We start from the raw sequence: 13,993 nt of genomic DNA on the forward strand, positions 1-13,993 counted from the left end.
CTTTTATTTTTTTAAAACATTATTAAATTTGTAAAACTTATCGAAAGTTAATTGAAAACACATAATTAGGTTAATATTATGAAACAATCAAGAATCAACGTTTTTGCTTCGATAGCTTTGGCAGCCATACTTGCTAGCTGTGCAGGCTTAAACAAAATGAAAAGTAAAGCAGAAGACGTAACGTATACTGTTACTCCTGAAGTATTGGAAGCACATGCTGGTAGAGTAGATGTTACTGTGAAGGTAAAAGTGCCTGAAAATTACATGGACAAAAAAGCGACTGTAGAGCTTACTCCTGTATTAAAATACGAGGGGGGTGAAACTGCATTTGACTCAAAAACAGTTCAAGGAGAAAAGGCTGAAGGTAACAATCAGGTAATTTCCTACCTTAACGGTGGTCAGTACACTTACACAGGTTCTGTACCATATAATGAAAACATGAAAGTATCTGACCTTGTGGTTCGCATTAAAGCGACCAAAAGCGGACAGAGCATGGAGTTTGATGATGTAAAAATTGCTGAAGGTGTTATTGCTACTGCAGGTTTAGTAGAAGATAAAGGTGCAGCTGTTGCTCTTGGAAAAGATAACTTCCAACGAGTTATTCCAGAAAGTAAAGATGCTGATATCTATTTTCTTATTCAACAAGCTGCTTTGCGTGGTACTGAATTAAGAAAAGAAGAAATCAAAGCGCTGAAAGATTATATCAAAGAAGCTAAAGCTGCTGAGAATAAAGAATTCAAAGGCGTTTCTATATCTGCTTACGCTTCTCCTGATGGTCCTACAGACTTAAATACAACTTTGTCTGAAAAAAGACAAAAAGCTGCTAAGGGTTATTTGGCTAAAGAGTTAAGGAGAGCTAAAGTAGACGAGTCTGCTGAGGATTTCTTTGATCTAAAAAATACACCAGAAGACTGGGAAGGATTTAAAGCTTTGATGGAAACTTCAAGCATTCAAGATAAAGAACTTATCTTAAGAGTTCTTTCTATGTATTCAGATCCTGAAGTACGTGAAAAAGAGATTAAAAATATGTCTGAGACTTACAAAGTAATCAAAGATGATATTTTACCTCAATTGCGTCGTTCTAAAGTAGCTGTTAATGTTGAAGTGATTGGAAAATCAGACGAAGAAATTTCAGAGTTAGCTTCTTCTAACCCAAGCGAGCTTAATGTAGAAGAGATTCTTTATGCTGCTACTTTAACAGAAGGATTAGATGCTAAATTAGATATCTACAAAAAAGCAGCTAAACAATTCCCTAAATGTTGGAGAGCGCAAAACGATATAGCTTACATCTTAGTGATGCAAGATAAATTAGATGACGCTAAAAGTGCTTTGGATAAAGCAAATGAGCTTTCTCCTAATAACGCTATTGTAAATAATAACCTAGGTGTGGTTGCTCTTCGTCAAGGTGATCTAGCTAAAGCAGAAGAGTATTTCGGTGCTGCTGCAGGTGCTGGTCCTGAATTAGACAATAACTTAGGTATCGTTTCTATTCATAAAGGAGATTACGATGCTGCTATGCGTTACTTCGGAAATAGCACAAGCACAAATGCTGCGCTTGCTAAAATATTAGCAGGTAAATATGATGCTGCTCTTTCTACTTTGAATGCAAATACGCAAGAGGTTGGTTTTAAATATTACCTAAAAGCTATCGTTGGTGCACGTACTGCTGATAACGATATGGTATTTGATAGCCTACGTAAAGCTGTGGAACTTGATGCTTCTTTAAAAGCAGATGCTGCTAAAGACAAAGAGTTTGCTAAATTCATGGAAGATGCTAGCTTTAAAGCTATTATTCAGTAATTAATAGTTACCAAATATATAAAAGGCCGATCTGTACAGATCGGCCTTTTTTTTCATATCCGAAAGTTGTTTACTACAAATGAGTTTTCGAAAATTCCATAACTGATAATCAGCTACATACAAAATTAAGCTATCAGAAAAAAGTCCGATTTTGCCAAAAAAAAGGCTGAAATTTGTTAAAAACGCTCAAGATGGGTTAACCTCGAACCTTTAGCTTCATTTAACCTCATATATGCGTTAGAAAATTGAGGACTATGTTTTTATAACACCTTAAACCATACCTCTCATTTGTTTGGTAGCTTCCCAGAGTACGATTCCGGCACTTACACTAATGTTTAAGGAATGCTTAGTCCCAAATTGTGGAATCTCGATACAGCCGTCTGAACTATCAATAACCGTTTGCTGTACACCTTTTACCTCGTTGCCAAAAACCAAGGCGATCTTTTCGTTGATGGCAGGTTTGAAATCAATCAATGATGTACTTCCCTCTGCTTGCTCTACGCAATATACTTTGTAGCCTTGTTTCTGTAAGGCAATAACAGCAGTGAGGGTGTTTTCGTGGTAACTCCAGGTCATTGAGTCTTCGGCTCCAAGTGCAGTTTTGTGTATATCGTTGTGGGGCGGTGTTGGGGTGATGCCACATAGATATATTTCTTCCAGACAAAGCGCGTCGGAAGTTCTGAAAACGGATCCTACGTTATTGAGGCTTCTCACATTATCTAATAAGGCGATAATGGGTGTTTTTGCACTTGCTTTGAACTCTTCTACACTTAATCTGTTTAATTCTTTGTTTCGCAGTTTTCTCATATAATGATCATTTGAACTGCAAAAATAAACATTTTGATGGTTTTATTTGTGCATCCAAAATTGTACATTACACTAGAATTAAAAGATTGTAATTATATATCTAAGCTTTTTTAAATTAAATCTACCATGAATATACACGAATATCAAGGTCAGGAGATCCTTAAACGATATGGCGTTCGCGTTTCTGAAGGAATTGTTGCAGATAACCCGGATGATGCAGTGAAGGCAGCCAAAAGATTAAGCCAAAAAACAGGAACCGGCATATGGGTAGTAAAAGCCCAAATTCATGCGGGTGGACGAGGAAAAGGTGGTGGCGTAAAGGTGGCTAAATCATTGGAGGAGGTTCGAGACCTTACAAAACAAATTTTAGGTATGCAGTTGGTGACTCACCAGACCGGGCCTGAAGGTAAAAGGGTTAATAAGGTGCTGATTGCGCAAAATGTTTTTTATCCAGGTGAATCTGAGCCTGAAGAGTATTACATGAGTGTATTGTTAGATAGAGATTCGGGACGTAATATTATTATGTATTCTACTGAAGGAGGCATGGATATTGAAAAGGTAGCTGCTGAAACACCTCATTTAATTTATAAGGAGGAGGTGGATCCTGCTACAGGTATATTGCCGTTTCAGGCACGTAGAATTGCCTTTAACCTGGGATTGTCAGGTACTGCTTTTAAGGAAATGACCAAGTTTGTGCCTGCCCTTTATAAAGCCTATGAAGGTGCTGATGCATCCTTGGTGGAGATAAATCCGGTATTAAAGACCTCTGATAATTTGATTATGGCCATTGATGCCAAATTAGATATAGATGATAATGCCTTGTACCGTCACGCTGATATAGCAGAAATGCGTGATCTTAGCGAAGAGGATCCTGCTGAAATAGAAGCCTCAAAGCATAGTCTTAATTTCGTTAAGTTAGACGGAAATGTGGGCTGTATGGTGAACGGGGCAGGTCTTGCTATGGCTACGATGGATATTATAAAGTTGTCGGGAGGAGAGCCGGCTAACTTCCTTGATGTAGGTGGTGGTGCCAATGCGCAAACCGTGGAGGCTGGTCTGAAGATCATATTGTCTGATCCTAATGTAAATGCCATTCTTATTAATATTTTTGGAGGAATTGTACGTTGTGACAGAGTGGCTAATGGTGTTGTGGAAGCATATAAGAAGATTGGAGAGATAAAAGTGCCCATTATTGTTCGATTACAAGGAACAAATGCCGAAGGTGGTAAAAAAATAATTGATGAATCTGGCTTGAAAGTTTATTCGGCCATTACGTTAAAAGAGGCTTCTGATTTGGTTCAGGAGTTGGTGGCTTAGGAGAAAAAATATCGTGATCAGTCATCGATTGTCTGATGACTGATCATGATAATATAATGACTTATTTTTTAAGCTGAATAGGACAGGTTAAATACCATTCCTTGAATGCTGTCAATCCTTCTTTTAAAGAAGTCTTAGGTTCATAGCCTATCATTCGTTGTGCTTTGCTGATATCTGCAAAGGTAATATCTACATCACCAGGTTGCATTGGTAGTTGTTCTATTGTAAGTTTCTGATTGGTTACTTCTGCAATGGTCTTGATTAGATCGATAAGTTTTACAGGAGAGTTATTGCCCAGATTCATATTTTCAAATACCCCGTCGCGACTGTTAATATATTCTATCGATTTAATAATTCCAGAAACAATATCCTGCACAAAGGTATAATCCCTAGCTGTAGATCCATCGCCGTACATGGGAATGGCTTGTCCCTCATAAAGCAAACGTGTGAATTTGTTAATGGCCAAGTCTGGACGTTGGCGAGGACCAAAAACAGTAAAAAATCTGACGTTAATAAAATCTAAACCATAAAGGTGGTGATAAGAATGATTTAAAAGTTCGCATGATTTTTTAGAAAATGCATAGGGCGAAATAGGTTTGGATACATCCAATTCCTCGTTCCAGGGTGTGTCAGGTATATTACCATATACAGATGATGAACTGGCAAATATCATTTTTTTTGAGGCCGTGTCTTTCATTAGGTCTAGCAGACACCGTGTAGCACTAATATTGTTATCGATATAACTTTGTGGATTTTCAATAGAAGGGCGAACACCTGCTTTGGCAGCAAGATGGACGATACAGTCGAATTTCTCTTCTAATTTTTGCCGAACTGATGTTTCATCACATAAGTCCAACTCATGAAAGGTGAAATTCGGATGTGACGAAACTTGGGATAAATTGGCTTCTTTTAATTTTCGATCATAATAGGGATCAAAATTATCTACCCCCACAACCTGATAGCCTTGGGCTAAAAGAGCTTCGGTTAAGTGTGAGCCGATAAAACCGGCACTACCGGTAACTAATATTTTATGCATGAATCATATCTTTTGTACAAAGATATACATATCTGTTGTTGTCCGAATATTTTTACGAATAAAGTGGCTATATTTTAAAGTTAAAATTATAATGAGATAAAAATGAATTTTATTTAGAATGATTTGAATATCTTTGGAAATTCAAATCTAAGGCAATTGTCCTTTGTATGACGACAGATTAATTTTACGAGTACGGGAATAACAAATTATGAAGAATATAAGAAACTTTTGTATTATTGCTCATATCGACCATGGTAAGAGTACTTTGGCGGATAGATTATTGGAATTTACTTCTACTGTTTCAGAGCGTGATGCTCAGGAACAAGTATTGGACGATATGGACATTGAACGGGAGAGGGGCATTACCATTAAAAGCCATGCTATTCAAATGGATTATGAAGTAGATGGTGAAAAATACGTGCTTAATTTGATTGATACCCCAGGACACGTTGATTTTTCATATGAAGTATCACGGTCTATCGCCGCATGTGAGGGAGCATTGCTTATTGTTGATTCCACACAGGGTATTCAGGCCCAAACAATATCTAATTTGTACCAGGCCATTGAGCACGATTTGCACATTATACCCGTCATGAATAAGATGGATCTGCCCAATGCGATGCCTGATGAGGTGGAAGATCAAATCATCGACTTAATTGGCGGCAAGCGCGAAGATATTATTAGAGCGAGTGGAAAAACAGGACAGGGAGTAGAAGATATATTACAAGCCATTGTTGATAAGGTTCCGGCTCCGGTTGGTGATCCAAAGCAAGCATTACAGTGTCTTATCTTTGATTCTGTATTTAACTCCTTTCGAGGTATAATCGCTTATTTTAAGGTGGTGAATGGTGAAATTCACAAAGGGGACTTGGTGAAGTTTATGGCCACTGGAAAAGAATATAATGCGGATGAGATTGGTGTGCTTCGTTTGGATATGGAGCCGAGGAAAGTGCTTAGTACAGGAGATGTAGGTTATATAATATCTGGAATTAAAACAAGTAAAGAGGTAAAGGTAGGTGATACTATTACGCATGTTAAAGGTGCTTGTGAGAATCGAATTGAAGGCTTTGAAGAGGTGAAACCTATGGTTTTTGCTGGTGTTTATCCTATTGAGAGTGACGATTATGAAGATTTACGTGCTTCCATGGAAAAACTACAGCTTAATGATGCATCACTCACCTTTGAACCAGAATCCTCGGCTGCATTGGGATTTGGCTTCCGTTGCGGATTCCTGGGTATGCTTCATATGGAAATTATACAGGAACGTCTGGATAGAGAGTTTGATATGAACGTGATTACAACCGTACCTAACGTTCCGTATATCGTTCATACCAAAAAAGGTGAAAGGATGGAGGTGCATAACCCTTCAGGGCTTCCGGAGCCAACAGTTGTGGACCGCATAGATGAACCTTATATTCATGCTCAAATCATCACTAAATCGGAGTTTATAGGACAGATCATGACCTTGTGTTTGGCCAAACGAGGGGAGCTGGTGAAGCAGGATTACCTGACCTCCGATAGGGTTGAGCTAAGTTATAATATGCCTTTGGCCGAAATTGTATTTGATTTTTACGATAAGTTGAAAAGTATTTCGAAAGGTTATGCATCCTTCGATTATTATTCAACAGGATTTAAACAGGCCAAATTAATTAAGCTGGATATTCTTTTGAATGGAGAAAGTGTGGATGCATTATCCACCCTTATTCATTTTGATAATGCCTATACCTTAGGACGTAGAATGTGTGAAAAACTGAAGGAACTAATACCTCGCCAACAATTTGATATTGCTATACAGGCTGCTATTGGAACTAAAATTATAGCCCGTGAAACAGTAAAGGCAGTTCGTAAAGATGTGACAGCAAAATGTTATGGTGGTGATATCAGTAGAAAACGGAAGTTGCTGGAGAAACAGAAAAAAGGTAAGAAACGAATGAAGCAAGTGGGAAATGTTGAAGTGCCACAGAAAGCCTTCTTAGCTGTGCTGAAACTGGATTAGGATTGGAATTTTAATAGGATATAGGGACTTTGGTCGTGGACTAAAGGGGAATGTTAGCTGAACTCTGTCCTGTTGTTTTTTTACGATTTCAAATTAACTCATTATTTTTCTTTTAACCAATTTCTAAAAGCTTCATCGGGGAGCTTATGATTTTTGCCAAGGGCGGCTGAGGTACGAAGCCGTTTATATACCCTTGGCAGAACTCATAAGCGGACCTACCTTCGCTTTTATAATTTGGTGTGTGCTCACAGATTGATAACAAACCTCCCCTCAAACATGATACAAAGCTGCTGGGCTGTCAATGCCCAGTTCTGTATGGGTTGAGTCCACTTTTTCGATATGTTTTCGGTGGCCAGATAAATGAGTTTCATCAAAGCCATGTCGCTGGAAAACGCACCCTTGGTCTTGGTTACCTTGCGAACCTGCCTGTGGAAGCCTTCGACGGCGTTTGTGGTATAAATCAGCTTCCTAATGGGGGCGTCATATTTAAAGTAAGCGGACAGCTCCTCCCAGTTGTCGTTCCACGAGCGCAGCACCACGGGGTACTTTTTGCCCCACGTTACTTCTAGGTTAATCAGCTCGCTCTCGGCTTGTGACTTGGTTGGGGCTTGGTACACTTTTTTCAAGTCCTTCATAAATTCTTTCTGGTCTTTGGAGACCACGTATTTGAGCGAATTCCGAATTTGGTGTATCACGCACTTTTGAATTTCTGTATCGGGGAATATGCTTAATATCGCCTGTGAAAAACCCGTCAGATTATCCGTACAGGCAATCAGGATATCCTTTACTCCGCGGCTCTTTAGGTCTGTCAATACCGACAGCCAGAAGTTAGCGCCCTCGCTTTCGGAAATGTACATCCCTATGAGTTCCTTCCTGCCGCTTTTGTTGATAGCCAAAATATTGTATACGGCGCGCGATACTACCCTTCCCCCGTCCCTTACCTTGTAGTGCATAGCATCCATCCAAACAATGGGGTAAACATCGTCTAGGGGTCGGTTCTGCCACTCCTTGACCTGTGGGATCACCCTGTCGGTAATGTTGCTCAAAACGGTTGGGGAAACCTCAACGTCGTACATGTCCCGGATATATGATCCGATGTCACGTAGGCTCATACCCTTGCCGTAAAGGCTAATAATCTTGGGGGCAAGGCTGTCTGCCAAAACGGTCTGCCGCTTCTTTACTATTTCGGGCTCAAAATCCCCGTGGCGGTCATAGGGCGGTTCAATGTCCACACTACCGCCTTCGGATCTAACCGTTTTGTTACCCTTGCCGTTGCGCTTATTGCCCTGGGAGCGCCGCTCGGAGGTCAAATGCTCGTCCATCTCGGCCTCCAAAGCGCTCTCCAAAAACTCCTTTATAATGGGTGCAAAAACTCCACCCTTACCCGTCAGGGATTTACCGCTCTTTAACTGTTCGAGTGCCATATCACGCATAGCGATATACTCGGGGTTCAATTCTTTTTTTTCCATAATCCTCAAAAATATAATTTTTAAATTATGGACAGAGTTGAGTTTACAGTCTCGACTAAAGTCCCTTTTTTTTTATTTATTGGCCTATTTACACACCTGGCTATTTATTTGCTTATTGCTTAAGACTGTTCTCTCGTAAAAAAGCTATGGTAATTTTTAGAAACATTTAATGGATCACCAACTTCCTTTTGAAGTTTTTGAAACTGTTTAAAAAGCCTATCCATTACTTTCTTGTATTTTATGTCACTTGCCAGATCATTCATTTCTTCAGGATCTTCAACCATATTGTATAGTCTGACCACGTTGGCAAGTGGGTAAATAATCATTTTATATTTATCCGTTCGGATCATACGTTGATTGCTTAGGTAGGCACCATAAACAGCCTTATATCCTTTTTTAGAATTGTTTTTACAAAGAGGTAAAAGAGAATTGAAATCTACGTCTTTTATTACATTACTTCCTGCAATATCCAATGAGGTTGCCATAACATCCTGTAAATATACCTTTTCTTGGATGACTTTGCCTGCTTTAATGCCTGGGCCTGCTAATAGTAAAGGAACTCTGATACTGCGGTCGTACATATTTTGTTTGCCAACAAAGCCATGGTCTCCTAAAGCCAAACCATGATCAGCAGTAAAAATGATGTAGGTGTTTTTTGCTTTTCCACTCGCTTCAAGTGCATCCAATATACGGCCAATCTGATTATCCATGTGAGTAATAAGCGCGTAGTATTCTTGACGGTTTACTTTTATGGAATATGCTGTTCGTGGAAAAGGAGCTAATTTTTCATTATAATTTGATTTTAAATATATTTTGGCCATAATTTCGAACAGCCTTAATATGTATAGTTTTTCCAACGTTCTCTTGTAAAATGTCTTGTAGTTCAGAGGTGTTATGAACATCATTGTTGTTTACTTGCTGAATAATCCAGGTTTCAGAAAGACCGGCATCTAACCATGCTTTTCCTTTTAGGGGATCAATAGATCTGATAAAGCAACCCGTATTGTATCCGCCTGAGGCGTCGATTAAATCGGGATCATCAGCAATATTTACCATCAAAGCGCCATTGACCATCATTTTTATAGCCTTTGTCGCTTCTTTCTTTTGTGATCCTGTATATTTACCAGCCAACAATGTACTATACCAACTTGGATATTCTACCTTGTTTACTTTATTGAAGCGGGCTTCGTTCGTGAAACCTACAGGGTTTCCATTAGAATCAAAGGTCTGTGTTTTTATATGTGTCGACTGGGTAAGTTTAATAGTTCCAGAATATAAGGGGGAATGAATGGTAGGTTCAGAGCCGTCCACAGTAAAATGTAAAGTATATTTCTTTTTTCTCGAGATTTGCATTTACCTGAATAATGCTATCTGCCATATTCTCTTGGTTAAAGAGGTGTATTGGCTTGTCATCCAATACCATTGTTGAAATAAGTACTCTGTGGGGTATTTTTGATGTGGTTTGTTTTAATGGGCTGAAATAATTAACGCCATTCACACTACCAAAATAATAAGTATTTGTTTTTCTATCCCAATGGATACTGTTTCTGTTATATTTCTCATCAATTAAACCATCTGAAAACGTATAGGGTGTAAATTGACATAGCCAAGTGTTGGAAGGTTCATATTTTACAATACCTTTCCAAGTGCTCATCCATAAGGCACCATTCTCATCCGGTAAAATCCCCGATACATAATTATGTGTAAGTCCGCCTTCTTTGAAAAAACCGTGAAATGAAATATTTTCTGGCTTTGCAATGAATAGTTTGTTATTGGTGCAGCTGTATACGCCATCACTGGTACCTACCCAAAGGTTACCTTTTGAATCCTGGCAGATGGAGTGTATTGTGTTAGAACGAAATGTAGGTTGGTTGTCTTTTGTGAAACGAATAATAGATTTCTTTTTATCGATCAATAAAAGACCCGAACTCGCAGTTCCTACCTAAATACGCTTATTGTTATCTAAGTAAAATTGGATAACAGGCGAATTGTTTTTGGACCAAATTTTAACGATTGTAAATTCATTTTCAGAAAGTCGCTTCGCCTCCACGATCTTATTGCCTATTCCTATCCAGTAATTTCCTTCAATCTTTTTTAAAGGAAAGACCAGAAAGGCGAGCAATATCAGAAGTGGGAAATATTTCATTGCATCTTTTTTTCGCAAGACCCAACTTTTGAACATGATCCCTCAGTAGGAGGATCACCGTGAAAAAATACCCGATACAATCATAATGAGGTATCGGGTATTTTGGGTATTTTTTTGTCATAGATAATATCCATGACTCGTTTTATTGTTGTTGATAAATGCGAGACTTGGGTGGTAAAAATGTTTCCTATGTATGAATCATTATTGTACCATTAACTACATTACCAGTTTGTATCCCTTACCGTGAACATTTATGATTTCAACGGAAGTTTCTTCCTTCAGGTGTTTTCTTAATTTAGTAATATATACATCCATACTACGAGCATTGAAATAATTATCATCTACCCAGATAGTTTTTAGTGCAAAATTACGTTCAAGTACCTTGTTGGCATTATTACATAATAACTTAAGTAATTCGGACTCTTTCGTAGTTAGTTTAACAATTTCGTCACCTTCTATAAGTTGTTGTTTTTGAGTGTCGAATTTGTATTTACCCAACTGGTATACATCCTGAATTGCATTGGTTCCCTTTGTTCTTCTGATAATGGCTTCTAACCTAAAAAGTAGTTCTTCCATGCTGAAAGGTTTGGTGATGTAATCGTCTGCACCAATTTTAAAACCTTGAAAAACATCTTCCTTCATAGATTTTGCTGTCAGGAAGATAATAGGAATATCGGCATTGATTAAACGAATGTCCTTGGCTAGGGTAAAGCCATCCTTTTTAGGCATCATCACGTCTAAAACACAAAGATCGTACGTGTTTGCCGTAAATGCTTTGTAAGCTTCTTCTCCATCCGGACAAAGATCCGTTTCATATCCTTTAGCTTCCAGGTATTCTCGCAATAACATACCTAGGTTCTCATCATCTTCCGCTAAAAGAAGTTTGTATTCTTTTTCCATTCTTTTGTGCTTTTAATCGGTAAAAAGATTTCAAATTTTGTTCCTACGTTTAATTCACTTTTTGCAACAATGTTACCTCCGTGGTCATCCACAATCTTCTTTACATACGCTAGTCCTAGTCCAAATCCCTTAACGTTATGAACGTTCCCTGTTGGTACGCGGTAGAATTTCTCGAAGATACGGTTGAGGTTTTCCTTAGAGATTCCCATTCCATTGTCTTTAACAGAAATGACCACTCCATTATCTTTATTCCACGTTTTTACCTGTAAAATAGGAGTCCCTTTTCTGTACTTAAAAGCGTTATCAAATAAATTATAAATCACATTGGTAAAATGAACTTCATCAACATAAACAGTGCTATTTCTAGCATCCAAACTTTCTATTATTTTACCTTTTTTATTTTCTACTTTGAGCTTAAAGTTAGTAGAAACATTGTGAATTAAGTGATTTATGTCTAATTTTTTTATTTTAAGGCCTGATTTTCCCTTGTCAAAGATAGCCATTTGAAGCACTTTTTCTACCTGAAAGCTCAATCTTTTACTTTCATCCTGTATCACTCCTGATATATGTTGGAGTGTTTTGGGTGTTTTGGCAACACTGGGATCTTTTAACATTTGAGAGGCCAACGATATGGTTGAGATAGGTGTTTTAAATTCATGGGTCATATTATTGATGAAGTCATTTTTTATTTCATCAAGTCGTTTTTGCTTAAAAATAATCATAATGGTGATGATAGAAGTGAAGATCATTACCAGTGTGAAAGCGGCAGAAGGGATAAAAGTTGCAATGGATTGTACTACAAAATTGGGCCTTTCTGTAAAAAACAGATTTAAATGATGGGCCTCAGGGTGTGGGTCATTGGGGAATAAGTATTTTTGATAAATGGTCTTTGATTCATCTGGCTTATATCCTGTGGTAGCCATGGCCATTTTACCTTTGCCATCGTAAATGGCAAATTCAAATTGCAAGGTAATACCTCTGTCCTCCAGTTCTTTCATTAATAATACGTCTACCTTTTCTCTGTCAACACGTTCTGTGATAGTCCTTTTAGGAAAGAAGGTGTTCAAGATCATCTCTGCTTTGTCTTCAACCTTTGATTTGAGTTCGTCTTGTATGCTCAATAAAGCACTGGTAAGTGGACCAAATTTACTGGAACGGGTTGAAATAGGTGAGCGATTATCCAGACTGAAAATTAACGAGTCTTGGTTAAAGGTTTGAAGTGTGGTGCTGATATTGTTGTTTTGTAACTGAAAGCGAAATGATATGTCCAATATTTCATCATCACTTAAAGCGCTTTCTTGTTCTTCACCATTAAAGTACTTAGGGTCTCTTTGTAATTCCTTGGGAAGGTTTTTGGATGCTTGTATTTTTTTTCGATATTCTTTTTTAAGCGAGGTGGCAAGTTCTGAGTTTTCTTCGCGTTCAAGCCTTTCTATTACTTTGCCCATAGCTTGCTTCACTAATTTATCAAACTCTTGCTCTTTTCTTTTGCTGTCGTTTTTCATCCAAAGAGTTTGGATATAGATGATACCACCCAGACTAGCTGCTATGATAAATGATAAAAGATATATGTATTTTTTATTCATTCTTGTCTTTAACTTTATGGTGTATGCCTTTATTTTTGACATTTAACTGCTAGGTTGTCAAATTTTTAAGGCTTACAAAATGTACTTTTCACCATACTTAATGAAGTCAACGGAAAAGTTTTTGCAATATAGTTATTTGCACTTTAATATGGCAAATATAATGTGAGTTAAGTTGTCGCTTTTATGAATTATTTTGAATTGTTTTTTCTAAGGGAAACATTTTGTAGGGCTTCCATGGCTGCATTTTGTTGTGATTCCTTTTTAGAGGTGCCTTCGCCTCGGCCAAATACGATTTGTTCAACTTCAACAGACGAAACAAATAGAGGTACGTGGTGCAGAGTACCGGGTATTTCATCGGTAATAAATTGTATGTCTTTTTTGTTTTTCTGTCCCCATTCAATAAGTAATGATTTATAGTTACTGTCTTTGTTGGTTATTTCGTTTAGATTCACAAAGGGAATCAGTATTTTTTTTAGGATGAACTTGCGGCATTTTTGATAGCCCCCATCCACAAATATGGCTCCAATTAAGGCTTCTAAAGCATCGCCGGGAATATTGGTTTTTTCAAGAGATATTTTGGATTGGGATATGATTAGTTTGTTTAAGCCTATTTTATTGGCTGTTTCATTTAAAAAAGCACGATTAACAATTTTGGAGCGAGTCTTTGTTAAAAAACCTTCGTTTACGTATGGATATTTACTGTATAATTCTTGCGCAACAATGGCACCCAATATGGCATCGCCTAAAAATTCCAGACGCTCGTTATTGACCATTTTGCCAAGCTTATTTTTCTTCATGGCAGATTTATGAATTAATGATAACTCATAAATATTCAGGTTTTTAGGATAAAAACCAACCATGGATTTTAATAACAAATAAAGCCTTCTCCTTTGAGGAGAAAGCTTTATCCTGTTCAATAATATTTTTATCACAATC

At 37.7% G+C, this 13,993-nt stretch carries 12 protein-coding genes; 3 read left to right on the top strand and 9 right to left on the bottom strand.

Annotation, left to right across the window (positions count from 1 at the left end; translation table 11 throughout):
- The first annotated feature begins 78 nt into the window (after nucleotides 1-78).
- The gene (locus CYTFE_RS0102490; protein ID WP_027470513.1) at nucleotides 79-1,800 is read left to right on the top strand and encodes a tetratricopeptide repeat protein; all 1,722 of its coding nucleotides are present in this window, start codon (nucleotides 79-81) and stop codon (nucleotides 1,798-1,800) included.
- Nucleotides 1,801-2,070: 270 nt separating this feature from the next.
- Here the strand turns inward: CYTFE_RS0102490 and CYTFE_RS0102495 are convergent, their stop codons facing one another.
- Nucleotides 2,071-2,607: an RNA methyltransferase gene (locus CYTFE_RS0102495; protein ID WP_027470514.1), complete on the bottom strand. Its 537-nt coding sequence runs from the start codon at nucleotides 2,605-2,607 to the stop codon at nucleotides 2,071-2,073.
- A gap of 126 nt (nucleotides 2,608-2,733) precedes the next feature.
- Here CYTFE_RS0102495 and sucC point away from each other — a divergent pair, with 126 nt between their 5' ends.
- A complete protein-coding gene (gene sucC / locus CYTFE_RS0102500; protein ID WP_027470515.1) occupies nucleotides 2,734-3,924 on the top strand; it encodes an ADP-forming succinate--CoA ligase subunit beta in 1,191 nt (396 codons plus the stop codon).
- 61 nt (nucleotides 3,925-3,985) lie between these two features.
- Here sucC and CYTFE_RS0102505 read toward each other — a convergent pair whose 3' ends face one another.
- On the bottom strand, nucleotides 3,986-4,960 hold the full coding sequence (locus CYTFE_RS0102505) for a GDP-mannose 4,6-dehydratase (protein WP_027470516.1): 975 nt from the start codon (nucleotides 4,958-4,960) through the stop codon (nucleotides 3,986-3,988).
- 208 nt (nucleotides 4,961-5,168) lie between these two features.
- On the opposite strand from CYTFE_RS0102505, the gene lepA reads away from it, so the two are divergent.
- Nucleotides 5,169-6,956, top strand: a complete 1,788-nt coding sequence (gene lepA / locus CYTFE_RS0102510; protein ID WP_027470517.1) for a translation elongation factor 4 — start codon at nucleotides 5,169-5,171, stop codon at nucleotides 6,954-6,956.
- Nucleotides 6,957-7,201: 245 nt separating this feature from the next.
- Here the strand turns inward: lepA and CYTFE_RS0102515 are convergent, their stop codons facing one another.
- The 7 genes from CYTFE_RS0102515 to rnc all read right to left on the bottom strand — a co-directional run bounded on the left by CYTFE_RS0102515 (nucleotide 7,202) and on the right by rnc (nucleotide 13,989).
- Nucleotides 7,202-8,425: an IS256 family transposase gene (locus CYTFE_RS0102515; protein ID WP_027470518.1), complete on the bottom strand. Its 1,224-nt coding sequence runs from the start codon at nucleotides 8,423-8,425 to the stop codon at nucleotides 7,202-7,204.
- 119 nt (nucleotides 8,426-8,544) lie between these two features.
- Nucleotides 8,545-9,246, bottom strand: a complete 702-nt coding sequence (locus CYTFE_RS24655; protein ID WP_052342945.1) for a sulfatase/phosphatase domain-containing protein — start codon at nucleotides 9,244-9,246, stop codon at nucleotides 8,545-8,547.
- The gene (locus tag CYTFE_RS0102525; protein WP_027470519.1) at nucleotides 9,215-9,736 is read right to left on the bottom strand and encodes a chitobiase/beta-hexosaminidase C-terminal domain-containing protein; all 522 of its coding nucleotides are present in this window, start codon (nucleotides 9,734-9,736) and stop codon (nucleotides 9,215-9,217) included. The genes CYTFE_RS24655 and CYTFE_RS0102525 overlap by 32 nt, the downstream gene beginning before the upstream one ends.
- Nucleotides 9,723-10,340: a two-component regulator propeller domain-containing protein gene (locus CYTFE_RS0102530; protein WP_027470520.1), complete on the bottom strand. Its 618-nt coding sequence runs from the start codon at nucleotides 10,338-10,340 to the stop codon at nucleotides 9,723-9,725. The genes CYTFE_RS0102525 and CYTFE_RS0102530 overlap by 14 nt, the downstream gene beginning before the upstream one ends.
- A gap of 447 nt (nucleotides 10,341-10,787) precedes the next feature.
- On the bottom strand, nucleotides 10,788-11,471 hold the full coding sequence (rprY, locus tag CYTFE_RS0102540) for a response regulator transcription factor RprY (RefSeq protein ID WP_027470522.1): 684 nt from the start codon (nucleotides 11,469-11,471) through the stop codon (nucleotides 10,788-10,790).
- Complete coding sequence (locus CYTFE_RS0102545; protein WP_235208089.1) at nucleotides 11,444-13,099, bottom strand: sensor histidine kinase; 1,656 nt, start codon at nucleotides 13,097-13,099, stop codon at nucleotides 11,444-11,446. The genes rprY and CYTFE_RS0102545 overlap by 28 nt, the downstream gene beginning before the upstream one ends.
- A gap of 146 nt (nucleotides 13,100-13,245) precedes the next feature.
- Nucleotides 13,246-13,989 (bottom strand): ribonuclease III, encoded by a 744-nt coding sequence (gene rnc, locus CYTFE_RS24660; RefSeq protein ID WP_044212424.1) that lies wholly within the window; start codon nucleotides 13,987-13,989, stop codon nucleotides 13,246-13,248.
- Nucleotides 13,990-13,993 lie beyond the last annotated feature (4 nt).

Source organism: Saccharicrinis fermentans DSM 9555 = JCM 21142 (genome assembly GCF_000517085.1).
GTDB classification, from domain to species: Bacteria; Bacteroidota; Bacteroidia; order Bacteroidales; family Marinilabiliaceae; genus Saccharicrinis; species Saccharicrinis fermentans.

Bases quoted from the DNA above. Each gene is read 5' to 3' on its own strand.
- lepA (WP_027470517.1), top strand. From the start codon at position 5,169: ATGAAGAATATAAGAAACTTTTGTATTATTGCTCATATCGACCATGGT.
- CYTFE_RS0102505 (WP_027470516.1), bottom strand. From the start codon at position 4,960: ATGCATAAAATATTAGTTACCGGTAGTGCCGGTTTTATCGGCTCACAC.
- CYTFE_RS0102545 (WP_235208089.1), bottom strand. From the start codon at position 13,099: ATGTCAAAAATAAAGGCATACACCATAAAGTTAAAGACAAGAATGAAT.
- rprY (WP_027470522.1), bottom strand. From the start codon at position 11,471: ATGGAAAAAGAATACAAACTTCTTTTAGCGGAAGATGATGAGAACCTA.
- CYTFE_RS0102515 (WP_027470518.1), bottom strand. From the start codon at position 8,425: ATGGAAAAAAAAGAATTGAACCCCGAGTATATCGCTATGCGTGATATG.
- CYTFE_RS24655 (WP_052342945.1), bottom strand. From the start codon at position 9,246: ATGGCCAAAATATATTTAAAATCAAATTATAATGAAAAATTAGCTCCT.
- CYTFE_RS0102490 (WP_027470513.1), top strand. From the start codon at position 79: ATGAAACAATCAAGAATCAACGTTTTTGCTTCGATAGCTTTGGCAGCC.
- sucC (WP_027470515.1), top strand. From the start codon at position 2,734: ATGAATATACACGAATATCAAGGTCAGGAGATCCTTAAACGATATGGC.
- CYTFE_RS0102495 (WP_027470514.1), bottom strand. From the start codon at position 2,607: ATGAGAAAACTGCGAAACAAAGAATTAAACAGATTAAGTGTAGAAGAG.